General features: G+C 70.6%; 14 protein-coding genes. 10 read left to right on the forward strand and 4 right to left on the reverse strand.

Annotated features, from left to right (window positions below):
• The first annotated feature begins 44 nt into the window (after positions 1-44).
• Positions 45-1136, forward strand: coding sequence for an acyltransferase family protein (locus ACNNMR_RS36150; RefSeq protein ID WP_419998916.1), 1092 nt, complete (start codon positions 45-47; stop codon positions 1134-1136).
• A 14-nt stretch (positions 1137-1150) separates the two neighbouring features.
• Here the strand turns inward: ACNNMR_RS36150 and ACNNMR_RS36155 are convergent, their stop codons facing one another.
• Complete coding sequence (locus ACNNMR_RS36155; RefSeq protein ID WP_419998917.1) at positions 1151-2053, reverse strand: LysR family transcriptional regulator; 903 nt, start codon at positions 2051-2053, stop codon at positions 1151-1153.
• A 151-nt stretch (positions 2054-2204) separates the two neighbouring features.
• Between ACNNMR_RS36155 and ACNNMR_RS36160 the strand changes: the two genes are divergently transcribed.
• The 4 genes from ACNNMR_RS36160 (at position 2205) to ACNNMR_RS36175 (ending at position 4722) form a co-directional block, all read left to right on the forward strand.
• Positions 2205-2996: a hypothetical protein gene (locus tag ACNNMR_RS36160; RefSeq protein WP_419998918.1), complete on the forward strand. Its 792-nt coding sequence runs from the start codon at positions 2205-2207 to the stop codon at positions 2994-2996.
• Positions 2993-3967: a hypothetical protein gene (locus ACNNMR_RS36165; protein WP_419998919.1), complete on the forward strand. Its 975-nt coding sequence runs from the start codon at positions 2993-2995 to the stop codon at positions 3965-3967. The genes ACNNMR_RS36160 and ACNNMR_RS36165 overlap by 4 nt, the downstream gene beginning before the upstream one ends.
• Before the next feature lie 88 nt (positions 3968-4055).
• Entirely contained in the window at positions 4056-4484 is a 429-nt protein-coding gene (locus tag ACNNMR_RS36170) for a cold-shock protein (protein ID WP_419998920.1), read from the forward strand.
• 13 nt (positions 4485-4497) lie between these two features.
• Entirely contained in the window at positions 4498-4722 is a 225-nt protein-coding gene (locus ACNNMR_RS36175) for a DUF5988 family protein (protein WP_419998921.1), read from the forward strand.
• 19 nt (positions 4723-4741) lie between these two features.
• On the opposite strand, the gene ACNNMR_RS36180 is transcribed toward ACNNMR_RS36175, so the two are convergent.
• Positions 4742-5515, reverse strand: coding sequence for a thioesterase II family protein (locus tag ACNNMR_RS36180; RefSeq protein WP_419998922.1), 774 nt, complete (start codon positions 5513-5515; stop codon positions 4742-4744).
• Positions 5516-5843: 328 nt separating this feature from the next.
• Between ACNNMR_RS36180 and ACNNMR_RS36185 the strand changes: the two genes are divergently transcribed.
• Entirely contained in the window at positions 5844-6533 is a 690-nt protein-coding gene (locus tag ACNNMR_RS36185) for a hypothetical protein (protein WP_419998923.1), read from the forward strand.
• A gap of 3 nt (positions 6534-6536) precedes the next feature.
• On the opposite strand, the gene ACNNMR_RS36190 is transcribed toward ACNNMR_RS36185, so the two are convergent.
• Both ACNNMR_RS36190 and ACNNMR_RS36195 read right to left on the reverse strand, forming a co-directional pair.
• Entirely contained in the window at positions 6537-7217 is a 681-nt protein-coding gene (locus tag ACNNMR_RS36190) for a 4'-phosphopantetheinyl transferase family protein (protein ID WP_419998924.1), read from the reverse strand.
• Positions 7214-8065: a metallophosphoesterase family protein gene (locus ACNNMR_RS36195; RefSeq protein ID WP_419998925.1), complete on the reverse strand. Its 852-nt coding sequence runs from the start codon at positions 8063-8065 to the stop codon at positions 7214-7216. Before ACNNMR_RS36195 ends, ACNNMR_RS36190 begins: the two co-directional genes overlap by 4 nt.
• Before the next feature lie 224 nt (positions 8066-8289).
• Here ACNNMR_RS36195 and ACNNMR_RS36200 point away from each other — a divergent pair, with 224 nt between their 5' ends.
• From ACNNMR_RS36200 to ACNNMR_RS36215, 4 genes are read left to right on the forward strand one after another with little or no spacing between them, the layout of a single operon-like run.
• Entirely contained in the window at positions 8290-9222 is a 933-nt protein-coding gene (locus ACNNMR_RS36200) for a proline iminopeptidase-family hydrolase (RefSeq protein WP_419998926.1), read from the forward strand.
• 7 nt (positions 9223-9229) lie between these two features.
• Entirely contained in the window at positions 9230-12589 is a 3360-nt protein-coding gene (locus tag ACNNMR_RS36205) for a type I polyketide synthase (protein ID WP_419998927.1), read from the forward strand.
• Between the two features lie 22 nt (positions 12590-12611).
• Positions 12612-18185 (forward strand): SDR family NAD(P)-dependent oxidoreductase, encoded by a 5574-nt coding sequence (locus tag ACNNMR_RS36210; protein ID WP_419998928.1) that lies wholly within the window; start codon positions 12612-12614, stop codon positions 18183-18185.
• A gap of 44 nt (positions 18186-18229) precedes the next feature.
• The gene (locus ACNNMR_RS36215; RefSeq protein ID WP_420000607.1) at positions 18230-23005 is read left to right on the forward strand and encodes a type I polyketide synthase; all 4776 of its coding nucleotides are present in this window, start codon (positions 18230-18232) and stop codon (positions 23003-23005) included.
• Positions 23006-23050 lie beyond the last annotated feature (45 nt).

Raw genomic sequence — 23050 nt, forward strand, 5'->3', positions numbered from 1 at the left:
CGATACTTTACGAATTGCGCAAGTGTACCTATGGTGCGGAAGATATGTCCCGTTCGACCCTCGAGGCCGCGCCGCCCCGGGCGCGCCATGCAGCCACGTCGCCGTCTCCTGGCCCGCTGACACCACCGCAGGGGGCGAAGGACCGGGATGCCTTTTTCGACAACGCCAAGTATCTGGCGATCGTGCTGGTCGCCATGGGGCATGCCTGGGAGCCGCTGCGAGGCGACAGCCGGGCCGCGGCCGCGCTGTACAACTTCGTGTACACCTTTCACATGCCGGCGTTCCTGATCATCTCCGGCTACTTCTCGCGCAGCTTCGACGCGTCGCCCCGGCGGATCCAGCGGCTGGTCACCGGCGTGCTCGTCCCGTACGTGATCTTCGAGGTGGCGTACACCCTCTTCAAGCGGTGGGCGGACGACGACCCCGGCTATCCGATCAGCCTGCTCGATCCCTGGTATCTGACGTGGTTCCTGATCGCCCTCTTCATCTGGCGGCTCACCACCCCGCTGTGGCAGGCGATCAAGTGGCCGCTGCCGGTCGCGCTGCTGATCGCCTGCGGTGCGTCGATGTCGCCGACCATCGGCGACGACCTCGACCTGCAGCGGGTGCTGCAGTTCCTGCCGTACTTCGTGCTCGGCCTGTGCCTGAAGCCGGAGCACTTCTCGCTGGTCCGGCAGTGGAAGGTGCGGCTGCTCGCGCTGCCCGTCCTGGCCTGCGCCGCGCTCTTCGCGTACTGGGCGGCGCCGCGCATGAACGCCGCCTGGTTCTACAACCGCGACAGCGCCCAGGAGCTCGGCGTGCCCGGCTGGGTCGGCGCCGTGATGACGCTCGCCGTCTTCGGCTGCGCCGTGCTCCTCTCCGCCTGCTTCCTGGCCTGGGTACCGGGCCGCCGGATGTGGTTCACGGCACTGGGCGCCGGCACCTTGTACGGCTACCTGCTGCACGGCTTCCTCGCGAAGGGCTCGCGCTTCTGGGGCTGGTACGAACACGACTGGATCCACACCCCACTCGGCGCCATCGCGGTGACCGCCGTCGCCGCCACCGTGATCACGGTGCTGTGCTCCCCGCCCGTGCGACGGATCTTCCGCTTCGCGGTGGAGCCCAGGATGCGCTGGGCATTCCGCGACCGCCCGTAAGGTCCGCCCGCCGGCTATCGCGCGGTCGGCGGATCGACACGGTGGGGGCGGGCGATGCGGCCGAAGGCCGCGACCGCGGGGTGGGCGCTCGTGGCCGGCCAGCCCAGGCCGAGGGTGCGGTCGCCGAGGCCGCGGACGCGGCGGGCGACGACGTCGGGGCGGGGGTAGAGGCGGGGGAGGTGGTCGGCGGCGAAGGAGACGCAGCGGCCGCTGGCGACGAGGCCGACGAGCTCCTCCATGCCGTTGGCGGTCGGCCCGTCCACCGGTGCGGAGCCGTCGGGACGGGGGTTGACCCGCCAGAAGTCCCGCCACACCCGGGGCACGTCCTCGCGCATGCCGACCGTCGGCACGTCGCGCAGGTCGTCGAAGGTCAGGTCCTCGCGGCCGGCGAGCTCGTGGTCGGCGGCGAGCAGGACGAGCCGGCCCTCGCGCAGGACCGGCAGGATCGTGAGCCCGTCCTCCGGCACCGGCAGGCAGAGGACGCCGATGTGGGCGCGGCCGTCCAGCAGGTACGCCGGCTGCTCGTGGTAGTCGAAGCGCTGCAGGCGCACCTCGACGTCGGGGTATTCGGCCTGGAACTTCCGCAGCAGGCCGTCGATCTGCGGTAACGCCAGCTCATTGCCCATGAAGCCGATCGTCAACGGGCCGGCGGCCCCGGTGCGGTGCAGGTCGGCGGCGGCGACGACCTGTTCGGCGGAGGCGAGCGTGGCGCGGGCGCGGGCGAGCACGTCCTCGCCGGCCGCGGTCAGCGACACCCGGCGGGCGTCGCGGTCGAAGAGCCGGACGCCCAGCCGGCGCTCCAGTGTTCTGATCGCCTGGCTGAGCGAGGGCTGGGAGATCAGCAGCCGCCGGGCGGCCCGCCCGAAGTGCAGCTCCTCGGCGACGGCGACGAAATAGCGCAGCGTACGAAGCTCCATGCACCAACGATAGGTGGTGCCAATCGGCCGATCGGTAAACGGTCTTGGCGCGCTTGACGGGCCGCCCTGTCTGATGGGGCGCATGACCCACGTACCGAAAGCGACCGAAATCCGTGACCGCACCGGAGGACAGGACCGAAGGCGGACAACCATGCGCGCGGCGGTGCCGGCCCTGGCCCTCGGCGCGCTGCTCGCCGGGGGCCTGCCCGCGTCGGCGCACGACGACATCCCCGATCCCGCGCCGCATGGGCCGCAACGCCCGTACGAGGACCAGGTCGACGGGCCGCGGAATGCCGACGGTCTTTCGGCCGCCATCAGCGCGGTCCCGGAGGTGCGGGGCGGCGTGCGCGTCCGGTTCGAGCGGACCAGCGCCGCCGCGTCCGGGCCGGAGGAGCGGCCGGCGCCGGTCCGTCGCTTTGTGATCATGTTCGACAAGAGCGTGCGCCTCAACACCTGGGCGTTCCCGGCCTGCGACCTGGAGGCGCTGCGGGCCGACGGCCCCTCGGCGTGCCCGGAGGCGTCCCGGATCGGCGGCGGCGAGTACGTACCGTGGACGCCGCCTTCGCGGCCACCGTCCGACTCCGCCGAGGTGTTCGTCTTCAACGGCCGCTCGGCGGGGCGGCCGGCGCTGTACGTCTGGACCGCGGGGACCACGCTGGTGCAGACGGTCGAGAACGTGGTCGGCGGCTACCGCAAGCACCTCGGGACCGGCCTGGACGAGATCCTCCCGGTGTCCGCGACGCCGCCGCTGGAGCGGGCTGTCTCGGCGAAATTCGTCCTCGACTTCGGCGCGACCACGACGGTGCACGGGCGGCCGGTGAGCTTTCTCAGCACCACGCCGCGCCCGCAGAAGCCCTACCGGTTCGGATACTGGACCGAATTCGTCACCGGGCAGCGGCAGTTGACCACGGCCGGGGCGCACCTGACCGGAGGTGCCCGATGAACCGCCGCGACCTGCTGGGACTCGGCACCGGCGTGGCGGCGGGACTGGGCGCCGCGGCGCTCGGCCTCGGCTCCGGCGTCGCCCGGGCCGCCGGGCTGCCGACGCGGTACGTCGTGCCGGGCGAGCGGACGTTCCCCGGCGGGCTGGCGTACGACCGGCTCACGGGCCGCTACTACACGGGCAGCACCGCGAACGGCGCCCTGTTCAGCGGCTCGGTGCGCGAGCCAGAGGCGACGCTCTGGAAACCGGCCGGCTCCGACGGGCGCACCGTCACCGCCGGCCTCGCCCTCGACGCCGCCGCCCGGCTGTACGTCGCCGGCGGCAGCGTCCCCGCCGTGTGGATCTACGACACCCGCACGGGCCGGCTGCTCGCCAAGCTGGCCACCACGACCCGCGGCTTCACCAACGAGATCGCGGTGACGCCGGACGGGGTATACGTCACCGACTCCTACGAGCCAGTGATCTACCGGATCACCCGCGCCGGCGGCCGCTTCACGCTCGCGCGCTGGCGCGAGCTTGCGGGCACGCCGATCGCGTACGACGGAACGACCGTCGCGCTCAACGGCATCATCGGCGCCGGCCCGTACCTCCTGAGCGTGCACTCCTCGCAGGGGCGGCTGTTCCGGATCGACCGGACCACCGGCGGCATCGCCGAGGTGGACCTCGGCGGTCTCACGCTGCGGAACGGCGACGGCCTGCTGGTCCGCGGCGCGACGCTGTTCGTCGTCCAGGGCAGCCTCTACGACGACGGCGAGTCGCGCCCCCGCGTGACGGTGCTGGAGATGAGCCGGGCCTACGACAAGGTGCTCGCCTCCTCCGAACTGACCGGTGACCTCCTGCACCCGAGCGCCGTCCAGCTCGCCGGGGGACGCATGCTGATCGTCAACAGCCAGTACAACCGGTTCATCGGCGACGAGGAACCCGAGCTGCCGTTCACCATCTCGGTGCTTGATCCCGGGGCCGGTTCCTAGGTGTTCAACTGCGTCAAGGCGTAGCGCGGGGGAGTGGCTACGATCAGGGCGAAGTGTTGGGCAGGTGGGGGGAGTGGTGAGGTTTGGGATGGCTGCTGGTCGAGTGATCCGGTTTGACGGGATGCGGGGATACGGGTTCATCGCGCCGGCGGAGGGCGGGGAGGACATCTTCCTCCATGTGAATGATCTGCTCATTCCCGAGGCGTCGCTGCACCCCGGGCTCATGGTGGAGTTCGAGGTCGAGGAGGGCGGGCGGGGGCTCAAGGCGTCCAAGGTGCGGCTGCTTGAGTCGGATGAGGCGCTGCCGCAGGAGTCCGGTGCGGTCGGTGCGCGCGGGTCCGCGTCCGGCACGGATGCGCAGGAGCCCATGTGTGACGTGCTCGGCTCGGCGGAGTTCAGGCACGAGGTGACCGAGTTGCTGCTGACCTCGGTTCCGGAGCTGACGGGACATCAAATTCAGTCGCTGCGCAAGCAGCTCGCGCTGCTCGGCAAGCGGCACGGTTGGGTCGAAGACTGACGTGAGGATGATCATGGATCTCAATGGCACCCCCAACGTGTTCCTCAGCGGCGGCTCTCGTCTGGGATTGACCGACGAGCAGCGGCTGCACTACATATCCGATCACAGCGTGACCAAGGTCAAGGTGCTGAACGGCAACCGCTACGAGCACTTCGAGGCCAGCACCGAGACGACGCTCGTGGACGACCGTGAACTCAGAGTCTTTTCCTGGACCCAGAGCACGTATGTGGCGGAGTGAGGCGTGACCGCCGACGGTCTCAGGCCCGGAAGTGCTGCTTCAGCACACCCATGACCTGCTTGGCCTGCTCGCTGATGAAGAAGTGCCCGCCGGGGAAGACCCGCAGATCGAGGGCCCCGGTCGTGTGCCCGCCCCAGGCCTTTGCCTCATCGAGCGTCGTCTTGGGGTCGCTGTCGCCGGTCAGTACCGTGATCGGGCAGTCCACCGTGGCGTCCGGCGCGCAGCGGTACGTCTCCGCCGCCTTGTAGTCGGCGCGGAGCGCGGGCAGCGCGGCCCGCATCATCTCCTCGTCGTCCAGCAGCACCGACGAAGTGCCGCTGAGCCGCCGCACCTCGGCCATGATCGCCGCGTCATTGCGATGCACGCTCTCGTTCCGGTGCGCCGAGGGCGCCCGCCGCCCCGAAGCGAACAGCCGCACCGGTCGCTGCCCGGCCGCCTCCAGCCGCCGGGCCACCTCGAAGGCGAGGGTGGCCCCCAGGCTGTGCCCGAACAGGGTGAGGGGCAGGGGCGGTTGGCGCCGGAGGACTCCGTGGATGCGGTCGGCGAGTATCGCCGCGTCATCGATGGCCGGTTCGGTACGGCGGTCCTGCCGGCCCGGGTACTGGATCGCCAGCACGTCAACGTCAGGGCTCAGTTCGGCGGCCACCGGGAGGAAGAAGGACGCCGACCCGCCCGCGTGCGGGAGGCAGACCAGCCGCGCGGCCGGATTCTTGGCGGGATGAAAGCGGCGCGACCACAATTCATCTGCGGACGAAGGCTGCGAAGACTGCGAACGCTGCGAAGGCTGAGACATGCCACTCCAGAAATAGTCGTCCCGGAAGATTGAGTGGCATCCGAACCTAGCGAATTACCGGAACGGCGGCAAGGCAACCCCTAGGGCCATAGGTGGCAACCCACCGCGTGCAGGCCGGAGATTAGGGGGGAGCAGGGGTTGGGTGAGGTTCGCCGGGCACCCGTAGCATGGCGTCGAATCCAGGGGTGCCGAAGCCAAGGGTCTGGATTCGCGGAAAGCGGAAATGCGATACGCCACTGGGTTTCATGGCGGCTTTAGGGAATGGCTCGTAGAGGTGTCATGGGGGTGCAGTATGGGCCGTGTTGCCGACGATATTCTCGCGGGTGGAGTGAGCAATTGCCCGGACGAGGTCGACGAGGTCCTCGACCGCACCGCGGCGGCGCTGCGGATCCTCAGATCGCACCCCAGCATGTCGGACCGGGCCATCGCCAAGGCCAGCGGGCTCGACGGGCGTGCGGTCGCCGAGCTGCGGCGCACGTCGGACTCCGTACCGAAAGCCAACTTCCGGATAGGGCGCGACGGCAAGGTCCGTCCGCTGAACGGAACGCAGGGACGGCTGCGGGCCGCCGAGCTCATCAGGCAGAACCCGGATGCTTCGCTGCGCCAGGTGGCCCGTACGGCCGGGGTGTCGCCCGCGACGGCACTCGACGTGCGCCGGCGCCTGGAGCGCGGCGATGAACCCGTCCCCGGCCGTGGAAAGCCGGCCCGCACCGGGTCGATCGCCGCACGGAGCGCCTCGCGCGGCGCTGACCGGATCATTCCGGGACCGGCGTCCGCCGCCACCCTCGACAAGCTCATGCGCGACCCGTCGCTGTGGCAGAGCGAGCTGGGGCGGCGGCTGCTGCGGATGCTCCGGGAGAACATGCTGAGCGCGAAGGACATGACGGCCATCGTCGCGTCGGTGCCCTCGCACCGCATCGAACTGATCGCTCATCTCTCGCGGCGCAACGCGCAGATCTGGTCGGACTTCGCGCAGGAGCTGAACAGACGGGCCGGGACGACGACAGCGCCTGGCTGACCATCACGGGTGCGGGATGGCCACCGCGGTGGCCACCAGGCCCTGCCGTACGAGCCAGCGCCCCTCGAAGCGGCCGAGCCGCACGCCACCCACCAGCGGCCCGGGAACGAGCAGTTCGGCGCGGAAGCGACCCTGAGGCGCCGGCGAGGGCCCCGGATCCTGGTGGAACTCGATGTCCGCCTCCGCGAAGCCCAGCGGCAGTCCGGTCAGCGGGAACCACGCCTTATATATGGACTCCTTGGCGCTGAACAGCAGCCGGTCCCAGTGCACCCCGCCCCGCCCGGCGGCGAGATACGCCAGCCGCCCCCGCTCGGCGGGAAGCGCCACGGTATCCAGGATCCCGGCGGGGAGCGGAGCGTGCGGTTCGGCATCGATGCCCAGGGCGGCGAGGTCGCCGGCGCGGACGACGGCGGCGGCCCGGTATCCGTCGCAGTGGGTCATGCTGCCGCGCAGCCCCTCCGGCCAGCGCGGGGCGCCGCGCTCGCCCGGCAGGACGGGCTGCGCCGGGAAGCCGAGCTTCTCCATCGCGCGGCGGGCACAGGCCCGTACGGCAGTGAACTCCTGGCGCCGCTTGGGCACGGCGTGCGCCATCACCGCCTCTTCCTCGGGGAGCAGGGGCGGATGGTCCTCGTCGCCCCGGCTCTCCACCGCGACCACCGGGTCGGGCAGCAGCTCCTCGATCATTGGCCGTGTCCCGTCGTCGGCAGGATGCGGCGGAGTCGCCCGGGCGCCTTCGCGCGATTGCGCCACTCGCGGGGGTAACCCACCGAGACCTCCTCGAAGCGGACGCCCTCGTGCCAGGTCGTCCTGGGGATGTGGAGGTGTCCGTAGACCATGGCGGCCACCCGGAATCTGCGGTGCCAGTCGGCGGTCAGGCGGGTGCCGCACCACATGGCGAACTCCGGATACCACAGGACATCCGTCGGGTGGCGGTCCAGCGGATAGTGGTTGACCAGCACCGTGGGCAGGTCGCGGGGGAGCGCCGCCAGCCGGCGCTCCGTCTCGGCCACGCGGTCCCGGCACCAGGCCTCACGGCTCGGATAGGGGTCGGGGTGCAGCAGGTGCTCGTCGTTGCAGATGATCCCGGTCTTCTCCGCGTAGGCGAGCCCCTCGGCCTTGGTGGCGCAGCCGGCGGGCAGAAAGCTGTAGTCGTACAGCAGGAACAGCGGGCAGACGGCGACCGGCCCGTCGGGACTCTCCCAGATGGGGTACGGGTCCTCGGGCGTGATCACGCCCAGCTCGCGGCACGTCTCGACCAGACGCTCGTAGCGGGCGACGCCCCGCAGGGTGACGGCGTCGCTCGGATGCGTCCACAGCTCGTGGTTGCCGGGCGCCCAGACGACCTTGCGGAAGCGGCTCGTCAGCGTCTTGAGGGCCCAGTGGATGTCATCCACCGTCTCGGCGACGTCGCCGGCCACCAGCAGCCAGTCGTCATCGGAGGCGGGCGTCATCTCCTCCACCAGGGCGCGGTTCTCGGCATAACTGATGTGCAGGTCGCTGATGGCCAATAGTCGCCCGGATCCGTCGGCCATCGCGCCTCCTTCGTTCCCGCTCAACTGACCGTTCATCTGATCGCCAACACCAGACCACACCACACCGGACCCTGAAAAGTGTTCAAGTGCCGCCTGGCAATTACCCCCGACCGCCACCGGAAAGGGGTTAGGGGGGATCAGGGGTTGGGGGTCGATTTCCGTGCTGCGTACCGTTCCAGCCACATAGCCGTCGCCTGCCGACGCCTTCACGACCTGGGGTGGTTTTGGAAACGCAGCTCAGAAAGGGAACCGTCCCCTTCCGGCAGTACGCCACCTGGTACCGCGTCACCGGACGCCCGGAACCCGGCCGCCCCACCCTCGTCGTCGCCCACGGCGGCCCCGGAGCCACCCACGACTACCTGCTCCCCCTGGCCGACTTCGCCGCCGAGGGCTGGCCCGTCGTGCACTACGACCAGATCGGCAACGGCGGCTCCACCCACCTGCCCGACGCCGACCCCGGCTTCTGGACCCCCCAGCTCTTCCTCGACGAACTGGACAACCTGCTCCACCAGCTGAAGATCGCCGACGACTACGTCCTCTTCGGCCAGTCCTGGGGCGGCATGCTCGCCGCCCGCCACGCCGCGGCCCGCCCCGCCGGGCTGCGCGGCCTCGTCATCGCCAACTCGCCCGCCTCGTACCCCCTGTGGCGCTCCGAGATGGACGTGCTCCGCGCCCAGCTCCCGGACGGCGTCGACGCGACGCTGCGGCGCCACGAGGCCGCCGGCACCACGGACACCGACGAATACCTCGAGGCGATGCTCGTCTTCTACGGGCGGCACTTCTGCCGCCTCGACCCGCTGCCCGCCCAGCTGCTGGCCACGTACATCGAGACCAACGCGAACCCGACCGTCTACCACACCATGAACGGTCCCAACGAGTTCCACGTCATCGGCAGCCTGCGCGACTGGTCCGTCATCGACTACCTGCACCGCATCAACGTGCCCACCCTGGTCCTCTCCGGCCGCCATGACGAGGCCACCCCGACCGCCGTCCGGCCCTTCAAGGACCTCATCCCGAACGCCCGCTGGGAGATCTTCGAGGACTCCAGCCACGCCCCGCAGTTCGAGGAGCCGGAACGCTTCACCGACGTGCTGGGCGCATTTCTTGACTCGGTTGGCGCGACCGGCGCGCAGACCACGACGCTGAGTGGAGGCTGAGACGGCGATGGATGCCAAGGCCGAAGAGATCATCAAGGCCCTGCGCGGCTCGCTCATCGAGAACGAGCGACTGCGCCGCGACATCGACAGCCTGCGCGCCGAAGCCGACCTCGCCACCGAGCCGATCGCGATCATCGGCATGGCCTGCCGCTTTCCCGGCGGCGTCAGCACCCCCGAGGAGCTGTGGACGCTCGTCGACGAAGGCCACGACGCCATCGGCCCGTTCCCCGCCAACCGCAACTGGGACCTCGACGCCTTCTACGACCCCGAGCCCGGAAAGCCCGGCAAGAGCTATGTCCGCGAGGGCGGTTTCCTCTACGACGCCGGCCAGTTCGACCCCGAGTTCTTCCGGATCAGCCCGCGCGAGGCCCTGGCGATGGACCCGCAGCAGCGGCTCCTGCTGGAGATCACCTGGGAAGCCATAGAACGCGCAGGGCTCGACCCGATCGCCCTGCGCGGCAGCCGCACCGGCGTCTTCGCCGGCTCCATGTACCACGACTACGGCGTCACCAGCAGCGACGGCAGCCTCGTCTCCGGCCGGGTCGCCTACACCCTCGGCCTCGAAGGCCCCGCGGTCACCATCGACACCGCCTGCTCCTCCTCACTCGTCGCCCTCCAGTGGGCCTCCCACGCCCTGCGCAGCGGCGAATGCAGCCTGGCCCTCGCCGGCGGCATCAGCATCATGGCCACGCCCGAGACATTCATCGAGTTCAGCGAGCAGCGCGGCCTCTCTCCCGACGGCCGCTGCCGCTCCTTCGCCGCGGCCGCCGACGGCACGGGCTGGGCCGAAGGCGCGGGCGTGCTGATGCTGGAGCGGCTGTCGGACGCGCAACGTAACGGCCATCAGGTCCTCGCGGTCGTCCGCGGCTCCGCCGTGAACCAGGACGGCGCCTCCAACGGTCTGACCGCCCCCAACGGGCCGGCCCAGCGCCGGGTCATCCAGGACGCCCTGGCCAGCGCGCAGCTTTCGGCGGCGGACATCGACGTCGTCGAGGCGCACGGCACCGGCACCACGCTGGGCGACCCCATTGAGGCGCAGGCGCTGCTGGCGACGTACGGGCAGGAGCGGCCGGATGACGACCGGCCGCTGCTGCTCGGCTCGATCAAGGCCAACATCGGCCACTCCCAGGCTGCTGCGGGGGTCGCCGGTGTCATCAAGATGGTCGAGGCGATGCGGCATGGGCGGCTGCCCAGGACGCTGCACGTCGATGCTCCGACGCCGGAGGTGGACTGGGAGGCCGGTCGCGTACGGCTGCTGACCGAGGGTGCGGCGTGGCCGGAGGGGGAGCGGCTGCGGCGGGCTGCGGTGTCGTCGTTTGGGGTTAGCGGGACTAATGCGCATGTGATCTTGGAGGAGGCACCGGGGGGTGCTGGGGAGCCCGAGGCTGCTCCTGAGGACCCGGCGGGGGTGCCGGTGTTTGCGTCGGGTGTTCCGGCGTGGGTGGTGTCGGGGCGTAGTGCGGGCGCGCTTGCCGGGCAGGCTGGGCGGCTGCGGGAGCATGTGGTGGGCCGACCGGGGCTGCCGGTAGGGGATGTTGCTTGGTCGCTGGCCACGTCGCGGTCGGTGTTTGAGCACCGTGCGGTGGTGCTGGGCGCTGAGCGCGATGAGCTGCTGGCCGGGCTGGCGGCGGTGGCGACGGGACAGCCGGCGGCTGGTGTGGTGGCTGGCGAGACGGTGTCGGGCACGGCCGGGGGGACGGTGTTCGTCTTTCCGGGGCAGGGCTCGCAGTGGGTGGGGATGGGCCGTGAGCTGGCCGAGTCCTCGCCCGCCTTCGCGGCGCGGCTGGCTGAGTGCGCGCAGGCGCTGGCTCCCTATGTCGACTGGGAGCTGGACGATGTTCTGGCCGGTCGGCATGGGTTGGAGGCCGCGGATGTGGTGCAGCCTGCGCTGTGGGCGGTGATGGTTTCCCTTGCTGCTGTGTGGCAGGCGGCCGGCGTTGAGCCCGATGCGGTCGTCGGGCATTCGCAGGGTGAGATCGCGGCGGCTGCGGTGGCCGGGATCCTGTCGCTGGAGGATGCGGCGAAGGTGGTGGCGCTGCGCAGCCGTGCCTTGACCGCGCTGGCCGGCCGGGGCGGGATGCTGTCCGTCGCTGAGCCGGTCGCGGCGGTGCGGGAGCGGATCGCTTCGTACGGGGAGCGGCTGTCGATCGCTGCCGTGAACGGCCCGTCGGCGACCGTGGTTTCCGGCGAGCCGGAGGCGCTGCGGGAGCTCCAGGACGCGTGCGGGGAGTCGGTGCGTACGCGACTGATTCCGGTGGACTACGCCTCGCACGGCCCGCAGGTCGACGAGCTCCGTGACGACATCCTGGCCGCCCTGGACGGAATCGCTCCTGGTGAGGCGCAGGTTCCGATGGTCTCCGCGATGAGCGGCGAATGGCTGGCCGGGCCGGAGATGGATGCGGGGTACTGGTATGCCTCGCTGCGGGAGCCGGTCGAGTTCGACCGTGCGGTCCGCGTCCTGGGTGAGGCCGGGCACGGGGTGTTCGTGGAGGCCTCTCCGCATCCGGTGCTGGTGCAGGCCATCGCTGACAGTCTCGAAGATCGCGACCCGATCGCGGTGGGCAGCCTCCGGCGCGATGACGGTGGTACGGAGCGGCTGCTGGCCTCGTTCGCCGAGGCGTTCGTACGTGGCGTGGCCGTCGACTGGGCGGCGGTGCTGGGTGGCGGGGACACCGTTGACCTGCCGACGTACGCCTTCCAGAGGCGGCACTTCTGGCCGGAGCAACTGGAGCCGACGACCGATTGGCGTCGTCGGGACCGGGCTGACGCGGCGGGCGCGGACTGGCGGTACCGGATCGGGTGGACGCCGGTCGCGGAGTCCGCGGCGGTGCTGTCGGGGCGGTGGCTCGTGGTCGGCGGCGGCGCTGACGCGGAGGCCGTAGCTGCAGTGTTGGTCGAGCGTGGTGCCGAGGTCACCGGCGTTGACGACCTGGAGCAGCTGGCTTCGTTCGATGCCGCTGATGTGGTGGGTGTCGTTTCGGCGTTGGCGTTGTCGGAGGAGGTGCTCGCCGGAGATGGGGTCGTCTCGGCGGGTGTGGTGGCGACGGTTGAGCTGGTACGGGCGCTGGGTGATGCCGGGGTGTCGGCTCCGTTGTGGGTGCTGACGCGGGGTGCGGTCGGCACCGGGGCGGGCGATCCCGTTGTCAGTCCTGTACAGGCGCAGGTGTGGGGTCTTGGCGTGACGGCTGGTCTGGAGCTGGCCGGGCGTTGGGGTGGGCTGATCGACCTGCCGGCAGTGTGGGATGCGCGGGCGGGTGGCCGGCTGGTGTCGGTGCTTGCTGATGGTGGTGAGGACCAGGTCGCGATCCGTACGCGGTGGCGTCCTGGGGCGGCGGCTGGAGCATGCGCCCCGGCCGGTTGTACGTGAAGCGTGGGCTCCGCGGGGCTCGGTGCTCGTCACCGGTGGCACCAGCGGGGTCGGCGCGATCACCGCTGGCTGGGTGGCCGAGCGTGGCGCTCCCAGCGTGGTTCTGACCAGCCGGTCGGGTCCGGCCGCCGCCGGGGTGGCCGGGTTGGCGGCATCGATCGCGGGGGCTGGGACGGCGGTGGAGGTGGTCGCTGCCGACATCGCGGATCGTCGGGCGACCGGTGCGCTGCTGGAGTGGATCGACGCGTCCGGGGCTGAGCTGTCTTCGGTCGTGCACGCCGCCGGGGTCGCCGGCCGAGGGCCGGTGGAGGAGGTCGGTGCGGCCGACCTGGCGTATGTGCTGGCGGCCAAGGCCGGCGGTGCCGCGCTGCTGGATGAGCTGACCGTCGACCGGGACCTGGATGCGTTTGTGTTGTTCTCGTCCGGTGCGGGGACGTGGGGCAGTGGTGGGCTGAGCGCGTATGCGGCGGCCAACGCCTATCTCGATGCGCTGTGTGACAGCCGCCGTGCCCGGGGGCTGGTGGCCACCTCGATCGCCTGGGGGCTGTGGGCCGGCGTCGGGATGGCGGCCGGCGGTGACGGGGAGCGGCTGCTGGACTTTGGCATGGCGGGCATTGACGCGGAGCGTGGGATGCGCGCTTTGGGCCAGGTGCTGGACGCTGACGAAGGGTCGCTGGCGATCGCCGGCTTCGACTGGGAGCAGTTCGTACCGACGTACACCCTGCATCGCCCGAGCGCGTTCCTGTTGGGGCTGCCTGAGGTGCGGTCGGTCCTGGCCGCCCAGGCCAGGGAAGAGATTGCCGCCGAGGCTGACGGGTCCGAGCTGGTCGTCCGGCTGCGGGGTATGTCGGTCGGTGAGCAGCGGCAGGAGCTGACGCAGCTGGTGCGTGGTCATGCGGCTGCGGTGCTGGGGCATGCGTCGGCTGAGGATGTGTTGCCGCAGCGGGCGTTCAAGGATCTCGGGTTCGATTCGGTCGGTGCGGTCGAGCTGCGCAATCGGCTGGCGACCGCGGCTGGTGTGCGGTTGCCCTCGACGCTCGTTTTCGACTACCCCAATGCCGAGGCGTTGGCGGAGTTCATCCGCGATGAGCTCGTGGGCTCGGACTCGGCTTCGGCTGAGGGCGCGGTGCGGGTGGTGGCCGCGGCTGGTGGTGAGCCGATCGCGATCGTGGGGATGGGCTGCCGTTATCCCGGTGATGTGCGGGGGCCGGAGCAGTTCTGGGAGCTGCTGACCAACGGCACGGACGCGATTTCCGGATTCCCGACCGACCGTGGTTGGGAGGCGTACGAGGAGGAGTTCGGCAGCGAGGCCGTGCGCTCTGGTAGCGCCTATGTGCGGGAAGGCGGCTTCGTTTATGACGTAGCCGATTTTGATCCGGGATTCTTCGGGATCAATCCGCGTGAGGCGCTGGCGATGGATCCGCAGCAGCGGCTGTTGCTGGAGACGTCGTGGGAGGCGATCGAGCGGGCAGGGCTTGCTCCTTCGTCGCTGCACGGCTCGGCCACCGGCGTATTCATCGGCGCCAGCCACTCGGGCTACGAAAGTAGCCTCCCGGTCCATGACAAGAGCCTGGATGGCTACCGGCTTATCGGAACCGTCTCTTCGGTTGCCTCTGGTCGGATTTCGTACGTGCTGGGGCTGACCGGCCCTGCGGTGACGATGGACACCGCGTGCTCGTCGTCCCTGGTGGCGCTGCATCAGGCTGCTCAGGCGCTGCGCTCCGGCGAGTGCACTATGGCGCTGGCCGGTGGCGTCACGGTCATGACGTCACCCGGGGCGTTCATGGAGTTCTCCGAGCAGGGCGGGATGGCCTCCAACGGGCGGTGCAAGGCGTTCTCCGATGGCGCTGACGGCATCGTCTGGGGTGAGGGCGCCGGGGTGGTGCTGCTCGAGCGGCTGTCGGATGCGGAACGTAACGGGCATCAGGTCCTGGCCGTGATTCGGGGCAGTGCGGTTAATCAGGATGGTGCGTCGAATGGTCTGTCGGCGCCGAATGGGCCTTCGCAGCGGCGCGTGATTCGGGCGGCGCTGGCGAATGCGCAGGTGTCGGCCGCGGATGTGGATGTGGTCGAGGCGCACGGGACGGGGACGTCGCTCGGTGACCCGATCGAGGCCGGTGCGCTGTTGGCGACGTATGGGCAGGAGCGGCCGGGTGCGGATCGGCCGTTGTGGCTGGGGTCGGTGAAGTCCAACATCGGGCATTTGCAGTGTGCTGCGGGTGTCGCCGGTGTGATCAAGATGGTGCTGTCGCTGCAGCATGGCCGGCTGCCGCAGACACTGCACGCCGAGGATCCGTCGTCCCAGGTGGATTGGTCGGCGGGGAACGTACGGCTGCTTCAGGAGGCGCGGGAATGGGCCGCGGGTGAGCAGCCTCGGCGGGCGGGTGTCTCGGCGTTCGGGGTCAGTGGCACGAATGTGCATGTGATCTTGGAAGAGGCGCCGGTCGCCGTCGAGGAGGCGGAGGCGGAGCCTGCTCCTGAGATCGTGGATGCGCCGGCGTTGCCGGTGGTTGCTGCGGTTCCGGCGTGGGTGGTGTCGGGGCGTAGTGCTGTCGCGCTTGCTGGGCAGGCGGGGCGGCTGCGTGAGCATGTGGTGGGTCGGCCGGGGCTGCCGGTGGGGGATGTCGCCTGGTCACTGGCCACGTCGCGGTCGGTCTTCGAGCACCGTGCGGTGGTGCTCGGTGCCGAGCGGGAGGAGCTGCTCGGCGGGCTGGCGGCGGTGGCCACCAACCAGCCTGCAGCCGGTGTGGTGACTGGTTCGGTGTCGCCGGTCGGTGTGGGGCGGACGGTGTTCGTCTTCCCGGGGCAGGGCTCGCAGTGGGTCGGGATGGGCCGGGAGTTGGCCGAGTCCTCGCCCGTCTTCGCGGCGCGGCTGGCCGAGTGTGCCCGGGCGCTGGCTCCGTATGTCGACTGGGAGTTGGATGACGTCCTGGCTGGTCGGCATGGGTTTGAGGCCGCGGATGTGGTGCAGCCTGCGCTGTGGGCGGTGATGGTCTCCCTGGCCGCCGTGTGGCAGGCCGCTGGAGTCGAGCCCGACGCGGTCGTCGGTCACTCCCAGGGTGAGATCGCGGCGGCTGCGGTTGCCGGGATCCTGTCCCTGGAAGATGCGGCGCGGGTGGTGGCGCTGCGCAGCCGTGCGCTGACCGTGCTGGCCGGCCACGGGGGCATGCTGTCCGTCGCTGAGCCGGTCGCAGCGGTGCGGGAACGGATCGCTTCGTACGGCGAACGGCTGTCCATCGCCGCCGTCAACGGCCCGTCGGCGACCGTGGTCTCCGGCGAGCCGGACGCGCTGCGCGAGCTCCAGGAGGCCTGTGGCGAGGTCGTGCGGACGCGGCTGATTCCGGTGGATTACGCCTCGCACAGCCCTCAGGTGGACGAGCTCCACGACGACATCCTCGCCGCGCTGGAAGGGATCGCTCCCGGCGAGGCGCGGGTTCCGATGGTGTCGGCGATGAGCGGCGAGTGGCTGGCCGGGCCGGAGATGGATGCCGGCTACTGGTACGCCTCGCTGCGCGAGCCGGTCGAGTTCGACCACGCAATCCGCATCCTCGGTCAGGCCGGGCACGGAGTCTTCGTAGAAGCGTCCCCGCATCCGGTGCTGGTCCAAGGCATCGCCGACAGCCTGCAGGATCGCGACCCCGTCGCGGTGGGCAGTCTCCGGCGCGAGGACGGCGGTGTGGAGCGCCTGCTCGCCTCCTTCGCTGAGGCGTTTGTCCGTGGTGTGGCCGTCGACTGGACTGCGGTGCTGGGTGGCGGGGATTCCGTCGACTTGCCGACGTATGCCTTCCAGAAGCGCCGGTTCTGGCCCGAGGTGGCCGCTCCGCAGCGCAAGTCCATGGATGACTGGCGTTACCGGATCACCTGGCAGCCGCTGGACACCAACGGGGCAGTGCCTGCGCTGTCCGGGACCTGGCTGCTGGTCGGGGACGATCCGGACGGGTCGGCGATCGCGGAGGCGTTGGCCGGTCACGGCGCCGATGTCGTCACTGTCGCCGGTCCCGACGAGCTGACCCCGTCCGTGCTCGCGGAAGCCGCGGGTGTGGTGTCGCTGCTGGCCTTGGACGAGACCCCGGATGCGGAGTTCCCGTGGATTGCGCGGGGTATCGCGGCGACGGTGGAGCTGGTCCAGGCGGTGCAGCAGGCTGGGGCCGAGGTTCCGGTGTGGATGCTGACCCGGGGTGCGGTGCAGGCCGGTGCGGGTGAGGTGACGACCAGGCCAGGGCAGACCGCGGTGTGGGGTCTGGGGCGTGCGGTCGGCCTTGAGCGTCCCGAGCTGTGGGGCGGGTTGATCGATCTGCCCGCCGAGTTCACTGCCCGGTCCGGGGCAGGGCTGGTGTCGGCGCTGGCCGGCGGTCGTGAGGACCAGGTCGCGCTGCGCGCGTCCGCGCCTCTCGTTCGGCGTCTCGTACGGGCCGAGCCCAGGCCGGCGGAGCGTCAGCCGTGGTCGCCGCGGGGCACGGTGCTGCTGACCGGCGGTACGGGCTCGATCGGCGTCAGTGTCGGTGACTGGCTCGCCGACCGTGACGCGCCGCGGGTGGTGCTGACCTCGCGTTCCGGGCCGTCGGCTCCCGGAGTGGCCGGCCTGGCCGCGTCGATCGCGGCCGACGGTACGGATGTCGAGGTGCTCAGCTGCGATCTGCAGGCGCTGGAGCAGGTCTCCGGGATGGTGGCCTGGATCGAAGCATCCGGACCGGGACTGTCGACGGTCCTGCACTCGGCGAATCAACCCTACCTGGCCTGGGTGGAAAACACCGAACGCGAAGGCCTGGCCGCCGCATTGGGCGCGAAGGCGGTCGGGGCGATGCATCTGGACCAGGCCACCGCCGCGCTGGACGTAGACGAGTTCGTGCTCTTCTCGTCGATCTCGGCCACGTGGGGCAGCAACGACCACGGCGCCTACGCGGCAGGCAACGCCTTCCTGGATGGGTTTGCCGAGGACCGTCGGGCCCGAGGGCTGCCGGCGACCTCGATCGCCTGGGGCGTGTGGGATACCCGCGACTGGGACGCCGTCGATGCCGCGATGACGCAGGGGGCGGGAGCGGTCACGCCGAGCCGGCTGCGGCGGCAGGGCATGAACTTCCTGGACACCGACCGGGCGCTGACCGCGCTGGGGGAGATCCTCACCGAGGACGAGACGTTCATCGCGGTCGCCGACGTCGAATGGGGGAAGTTCGCGCCGGTCTTCCGGATGGCTCGTCCGCGTCCGCTGCTGGACACCATCCCCGAGGCGCGCGAAGACGACACCGCGGCTGCGACATCGACGGATGCCCGGGATGACGGACGTGGCGAGTACGCCTCCCGCCTCGCCGCGATCTCGGAGGCCGAGCGCCGCCGTACGGTCATCGAACTGGTGCGGTCGCACGCCGCGGCCGTGCTTGGGCATGAGTCGGTGGCGGAGGTGCCGGCGCGGGCGTTCCGTGACGTCGGGTTCGATTCGCTGACGGCGGTCGAGCTTCGTAATCGGCTGAATGCTTCGGCGGGTGTGCGGTTGCCGTCGACGGTGGTCTTTGACCATCCCGATCCCACGGCGCTGGCTGAGGAGATCCTCACCCAACTGCTCGGTAGCGCGTCGCAGCGGGGTCGGGGTCGGCGGTGACGGTGGCTGCAGCCGCGCCGTCCGAGCCGATCGCGATTGTGGGGATGGGGTGCCGTTATCCGGGTGGGGTGCGTAGCCCGGAGGAATTGTGGTCGCTGCTGGCTTCGGGTGGGGACGCGGTTTCCGGGTTCCCGGTGGATCGGGGCTGGGATGCCGAGGCGCTGTTTGATGCGGACCCGGACGCCGAGGGTTCCACCTATGTGACCGAGGGCGGCTTCATCACCGGAGCCGGGAATTTTGATGCGGACTTCTTCGGCATCAGCCCGCGTGAAGCCCTCGCAATGGACCCGCAGCAGCGGCTGCTGCTGGAGACGTCGTGGGAGGCGATTGAGCGGGCGGGTATTGATCCGGGTTCGTTGAAGGGCTCCGGGATCGGTGTCTTCGTGGGCGGTACCACGTCCGACTACATCACTGCTGCGGATGGGGATCCGGACACTCAAGCGCATTTGATTACGGGTAATGCGCTGAGCGTGCTGTCGGGGCGGATCTCCTACACCCTGGGGTTGGTCGGTCCGGCGGTGTCGGTGGATACGGCCTGTTCGTCGTCGTTGGTGGCTCTGCATCAGGCGGTTACGGCGCTGCGCGGTGGTGAGTGCACGATGGCGCTGGCCGGCGGTGTGATGGTGATGGCCGATCCCATGGAATTTGTGGGCTTCTCGCGACTGCGGGCGTTGTCCTCGGACGGGCGGTGCCGGGCCTTCGGCGAGGGTGCCGACGGCATGGGCATCGCCGAGGGCGCCGGCATGGTGATGCTGGAACGGCTTTCCGATGCGCAGCGGAACGGTCATCAGGTGCTGGCCGTCATTCGCGGTGGCGCAATCAATCAGGACGGGGCGTCGAACGGTCTGTCCGCGCCCAACGGCCCCTCGCAGCAGCGCGTTATCCGGGCGGCGCTGGCGAATGCGCAGCTCTCGGCCGCGGATGTGGATGTGGTCGAGGCGCACGGCACGGGGACGTCGCTGGGCGACCCGATCGAGGCCGGCGCTCTGCTGGCGACTTACGGGCAGGAGCGGGCGGATGCGGATCGGCCGCTGTGGCTGGGGTCGATCAAGTCGAACATCGGGCACGCGCAGCAGGCGGCCGGCATCGCCGGTGTGATCAAGATGGTGATGGCTCTGCGGAACGGTGTCCTGCCCAGGACGCTCTATGCCGAGGAACCGTCAACCCATGTGGACTGGTCGGCGGGGAACGTACGCCTTCTCCAGGAGGAACGGGAGTGGCCGGCCGGTGAGCAGCCGCGTCGGGCTGGTGTCTCGGCGTTCGGGATCAGCGGTACCAACGCGCACCTGATCCTGGAGGAGGCGCCGGCGGTTGTTGGGGAGCCGGAGTCTGTTCCTGAGATCGCGGATGCCTCGACATTGCCCGTACTCGCGTCGGCGCTTCCGGCGTGGGTGGTGTCGGGTCGTAGTGCGGTGGCGCTTGCGGGGCAGGCGGGGCGGCTGCGTGAGCATGTCGTGGGTCGGCCTGCGGTGCCGGTGGGAGATGTCGCTTGGTCGTTGGCCACGTCGCGGTCGGTCTTCGAGCACCGTGCGGTGGTGCTGGGGGCTGAGCGGGAGCAGTTGCTGGCGGGGCTGGCGGCGGTGGCCACCGACCAGCCTGCTGCCGGTGTGGTGAGCGGCGAGGTAGTGCCTGGCGGGATCGGGCGGACCGTGTTCGTCTTCCCCGGTCAGGGCAGCCAGTGGGTCGGGATGGGCCGGGAACTGGCCGAGTCCTCGCCCGTCTTCGCGGCGCGGCTGGCCGAGTGTGCGCAGGCTCTTGCTCCGTACGTGGAGTGGGAGCTGAATGACGTCCTGGCCGGACGGCACGGCTTCGAAGCTGCGGATGTGGTGCAGCCTGCGCTGTGGGCGGTGATGGTCTCCCTCGCTGCTGTGTGGCAGGCCGCGGGCGTCGAGCCGGATGCGGTCGTCGGCCACTCCCAGGGCGAGATCGCGGCGGCTGCGGTAGCCGGGATCCTGTCACTGGAAGATGCGGCGAAGGTGGTGGCGCTGCGGAGTCGTGCCTTGACCGCGCTGGCCGGGCGGGGCGGGATGCTGTCCGTCGCCGAACACGTCGCAGCGGTCCGGGAGCAGATCGCCGCCTTCGGCGAGCGGTTGTCGATTGCTGCGGTCAACGGCCCGTCGGCGACGGTGGTGTCCGGCGAGCCAGATGCGCTACGGGAACTGCAGGAGGCCTGCGGGGAGTCGGTGCGGACACGCCTGATCCCGGTGGACTACGCCTCCCACAGCCCGCAGGTCGACGAACTCCGCGACGCCATCCTGAACGCGCTGGACGGGATCACTCCCGGCGCGGCGCGGGTCCCGATGGTCTCCGCGATGAGCGGTGAGTGGCTGGCCGGCCCGGAGATGGACCCCGGCTACTGGTACGCCTCGCTGCGCGAGCCCGTCGAGTTCGACCAGGCCATCCGCATCCTCGGTGAAGCCGGCCACGGCGTGTTCGTGGAAACGTCCCCCCACCCAGTGCTGATCCAGGCCATCAGCGACAGCCTGGACGAGAGGTCGCCGATCACCGTAGGCAGCCTCCGCCGCGATGACGGTGGTACGGAACGCCTGCTGACCTCCCTCGCCGAGGCGTTCGTGGGCGGTGTGTCCGTCGACTGGGCGGCGGTGCTGGGCGGCGGCGACACGGTCGAGTTGCCGACCTATGCCTTCCAGGAGCGGTACTTCTGGCCGGAGCCGGTCGAGCAGGCGGCGACGCTGTCGCCGGCCGGGAGCACTCCTGCTGAGGCGGGTTTCTGGGCGGCTGTCGAGCAGGGTGACGCTGGCTCGCTGGCGGAGTTGCTCGGGGTGGATCCGGCCGAGAGCACGCTGGGTGCGTTGACCGACTGGCGTCTGCGGGAACGGGCCGACGCGACGGTCGCGGACTGGCGGTATCGGGTCGGGTGGGCGTCGGTCGCGGAGTCCGCGGCGGTGCTGTCGGGGCGGTGGCTGGTGGTCGGCGATGGTGCCGACGCCGAGGCCGTATCGGCGGTGCTGGCCGAGCGTGGCGCCGAGGTTGTGGCTGTTGCGGGGCCGGAACAGGTTGCTGCGAGCGATGTCGCTGATGTGGCGGGTGTGGTCTCGGCGTTGGCGATGGGTGAGGCGACGCATCCGGAGTATCCGGGGGTTCCTGCGGGGCTGGCGGCGACGGTGGAGCTGGTACGGGCCCTTGGCGGCGCCGGGGTGTCGGCTCCGTTGTGGGTGCTGACGCGGGGTGCGGTCGGCACCGGGGCGAACGACCCGGTCGTCAGCCTGACTCAGGCGCAGGTATGGGGCCTTGGCGTGGTGGCCGGTCTGGAGCTGGCCGGGCGTTGGGGTGGTCTGATCGATCTGCCCGCGGTGTGGGATGCGCGGGCCGGCGTCCGGCTGGTGTCCGTGCTTGCCGATGGCGGCGAGGACCAGGTCGCCATCCGTACCGGTGGCGTACTCGGGCGGCGGCTGGAGCACGCGCCCCGGCCGGTTGTACGCGAGGCATGGGCTCCGCGCGGTGCGGTGCTCATCACCGGTGGCACCAGCGGAGTCGGCGCGATCACCGCCGGCTGGGTGGCCGAGCGTGGTGCTGCCCGGGCGGTGCTCACCAGCAGGTCGGGACCGCGGGCTGCCGGAGTGGCCGAGCTGGCGGCATCGGTTGCGGCGGCCGGAACGGCGGTGGATGTGGTCGCCGCCGACATCGCGGACCGTGGGGCAACCGGTGCGTTGCTCGGATGGATCGATGCGTCCGGTGCCGGGCTGTCGTCGGTGATGCACGCGGCCGGCGTGGGCGACCGCAGGCCGGTGGAGGAGGTCGGAGCGGCTGAGCTGGCGTATGTGCTGGGAGCCAAGGCCGGCGGCGCCGCGGTACTCGACGAGCTCACCGCCGACCGGGATCTGGACGCCTTCGTCCTGTTCTCGTCCGGTGCGGGAACGTGGGGCAGCGGCGGCCTGAGCGCGTATGCGGCGGCCAACGCCTACCTCGACGCGCTCTGCGACAGCCGCCGCGCCCGGGGCCTGACGGCCACTTCGATCGCCTGGGGTCTCTGGGCCGGCGTCGGCATGGCGGCCGTCGGCGGCGGCGGAGAGCGGCTGCTGGACTTCGGGATGGCGGGCATCGATGCCGAACGCGGGATGCGCGCCATGGGCCAGGCGCTGGACGCTGACGAAGGCGCGCTGGCGATCGCCGGCTTCGACTGGGAGCAGTTCGTACCGACCTACACCCTCTACCGCCCGAGCCCGCTGCTGTCGGGGCTGCCCGAGGTGCGGGAGGTCCTGGCAGCCGAATCCGGTACGGCCGATGGTGCTGCCGGTGACCCGAGCGCCTCGGAGCTGGCGATCCGACTGCGCGGCATGGGCGAGGGTGAGCAGCTGCAGGAGCTGACGCAGCTGGTACGTGGCCATGCGGCCGCGGTGCTCGGACATGCGTCGGCCGAGGACGTGCTGCCACAACGGGCCTTCAAGGACCTCGGCTTCGATTCGGTCGGCGCGGTCGAGCTGCGCAACCGGCTGGCGAACGCGGCAGGGGTACGGCTGCCCTCCACGCTCGTCTTCGACTACCCCAACGCAGCCGCCCTGGCGGAATTCATTCGCGGGGAACTCCTGGGCTCAACCGGCGCAGGACAAGGCGACCCCGTATTGGATGCCTTGGATCAACTGGCCACCGCACTGCAGTCAATCGAGGACGGCGGCGATGTACGCCAAGACATCACCGAGCGCATGCAGACCATGCTCTCCCGCTGGCTGCGCAGCGGCGGATCCAGTGAGTCCGCCGCCCCCAGCGACACCGGACGAGAAACCGTAACCGGGCAGCTTGACGACGCCTCCGCGGACGAGGTGCTCGACTTTATCAACAAGGAACTCGGAGGCGCGTGATGATCACTCGTGGTCAGGTAGGCGCACCGTCAAGGAGGAGTTTTC

The sequence above is a fragment of the Streptomyces boninensis genome (genome assembly GCF_048572725.1).
Taxonomy (GTDB): Bacteria; Actinomycetota; Actinomycetes; order Streptomycetales; family Streptomycetaceae; genus Streptomyces; species Streptomyces boninensis.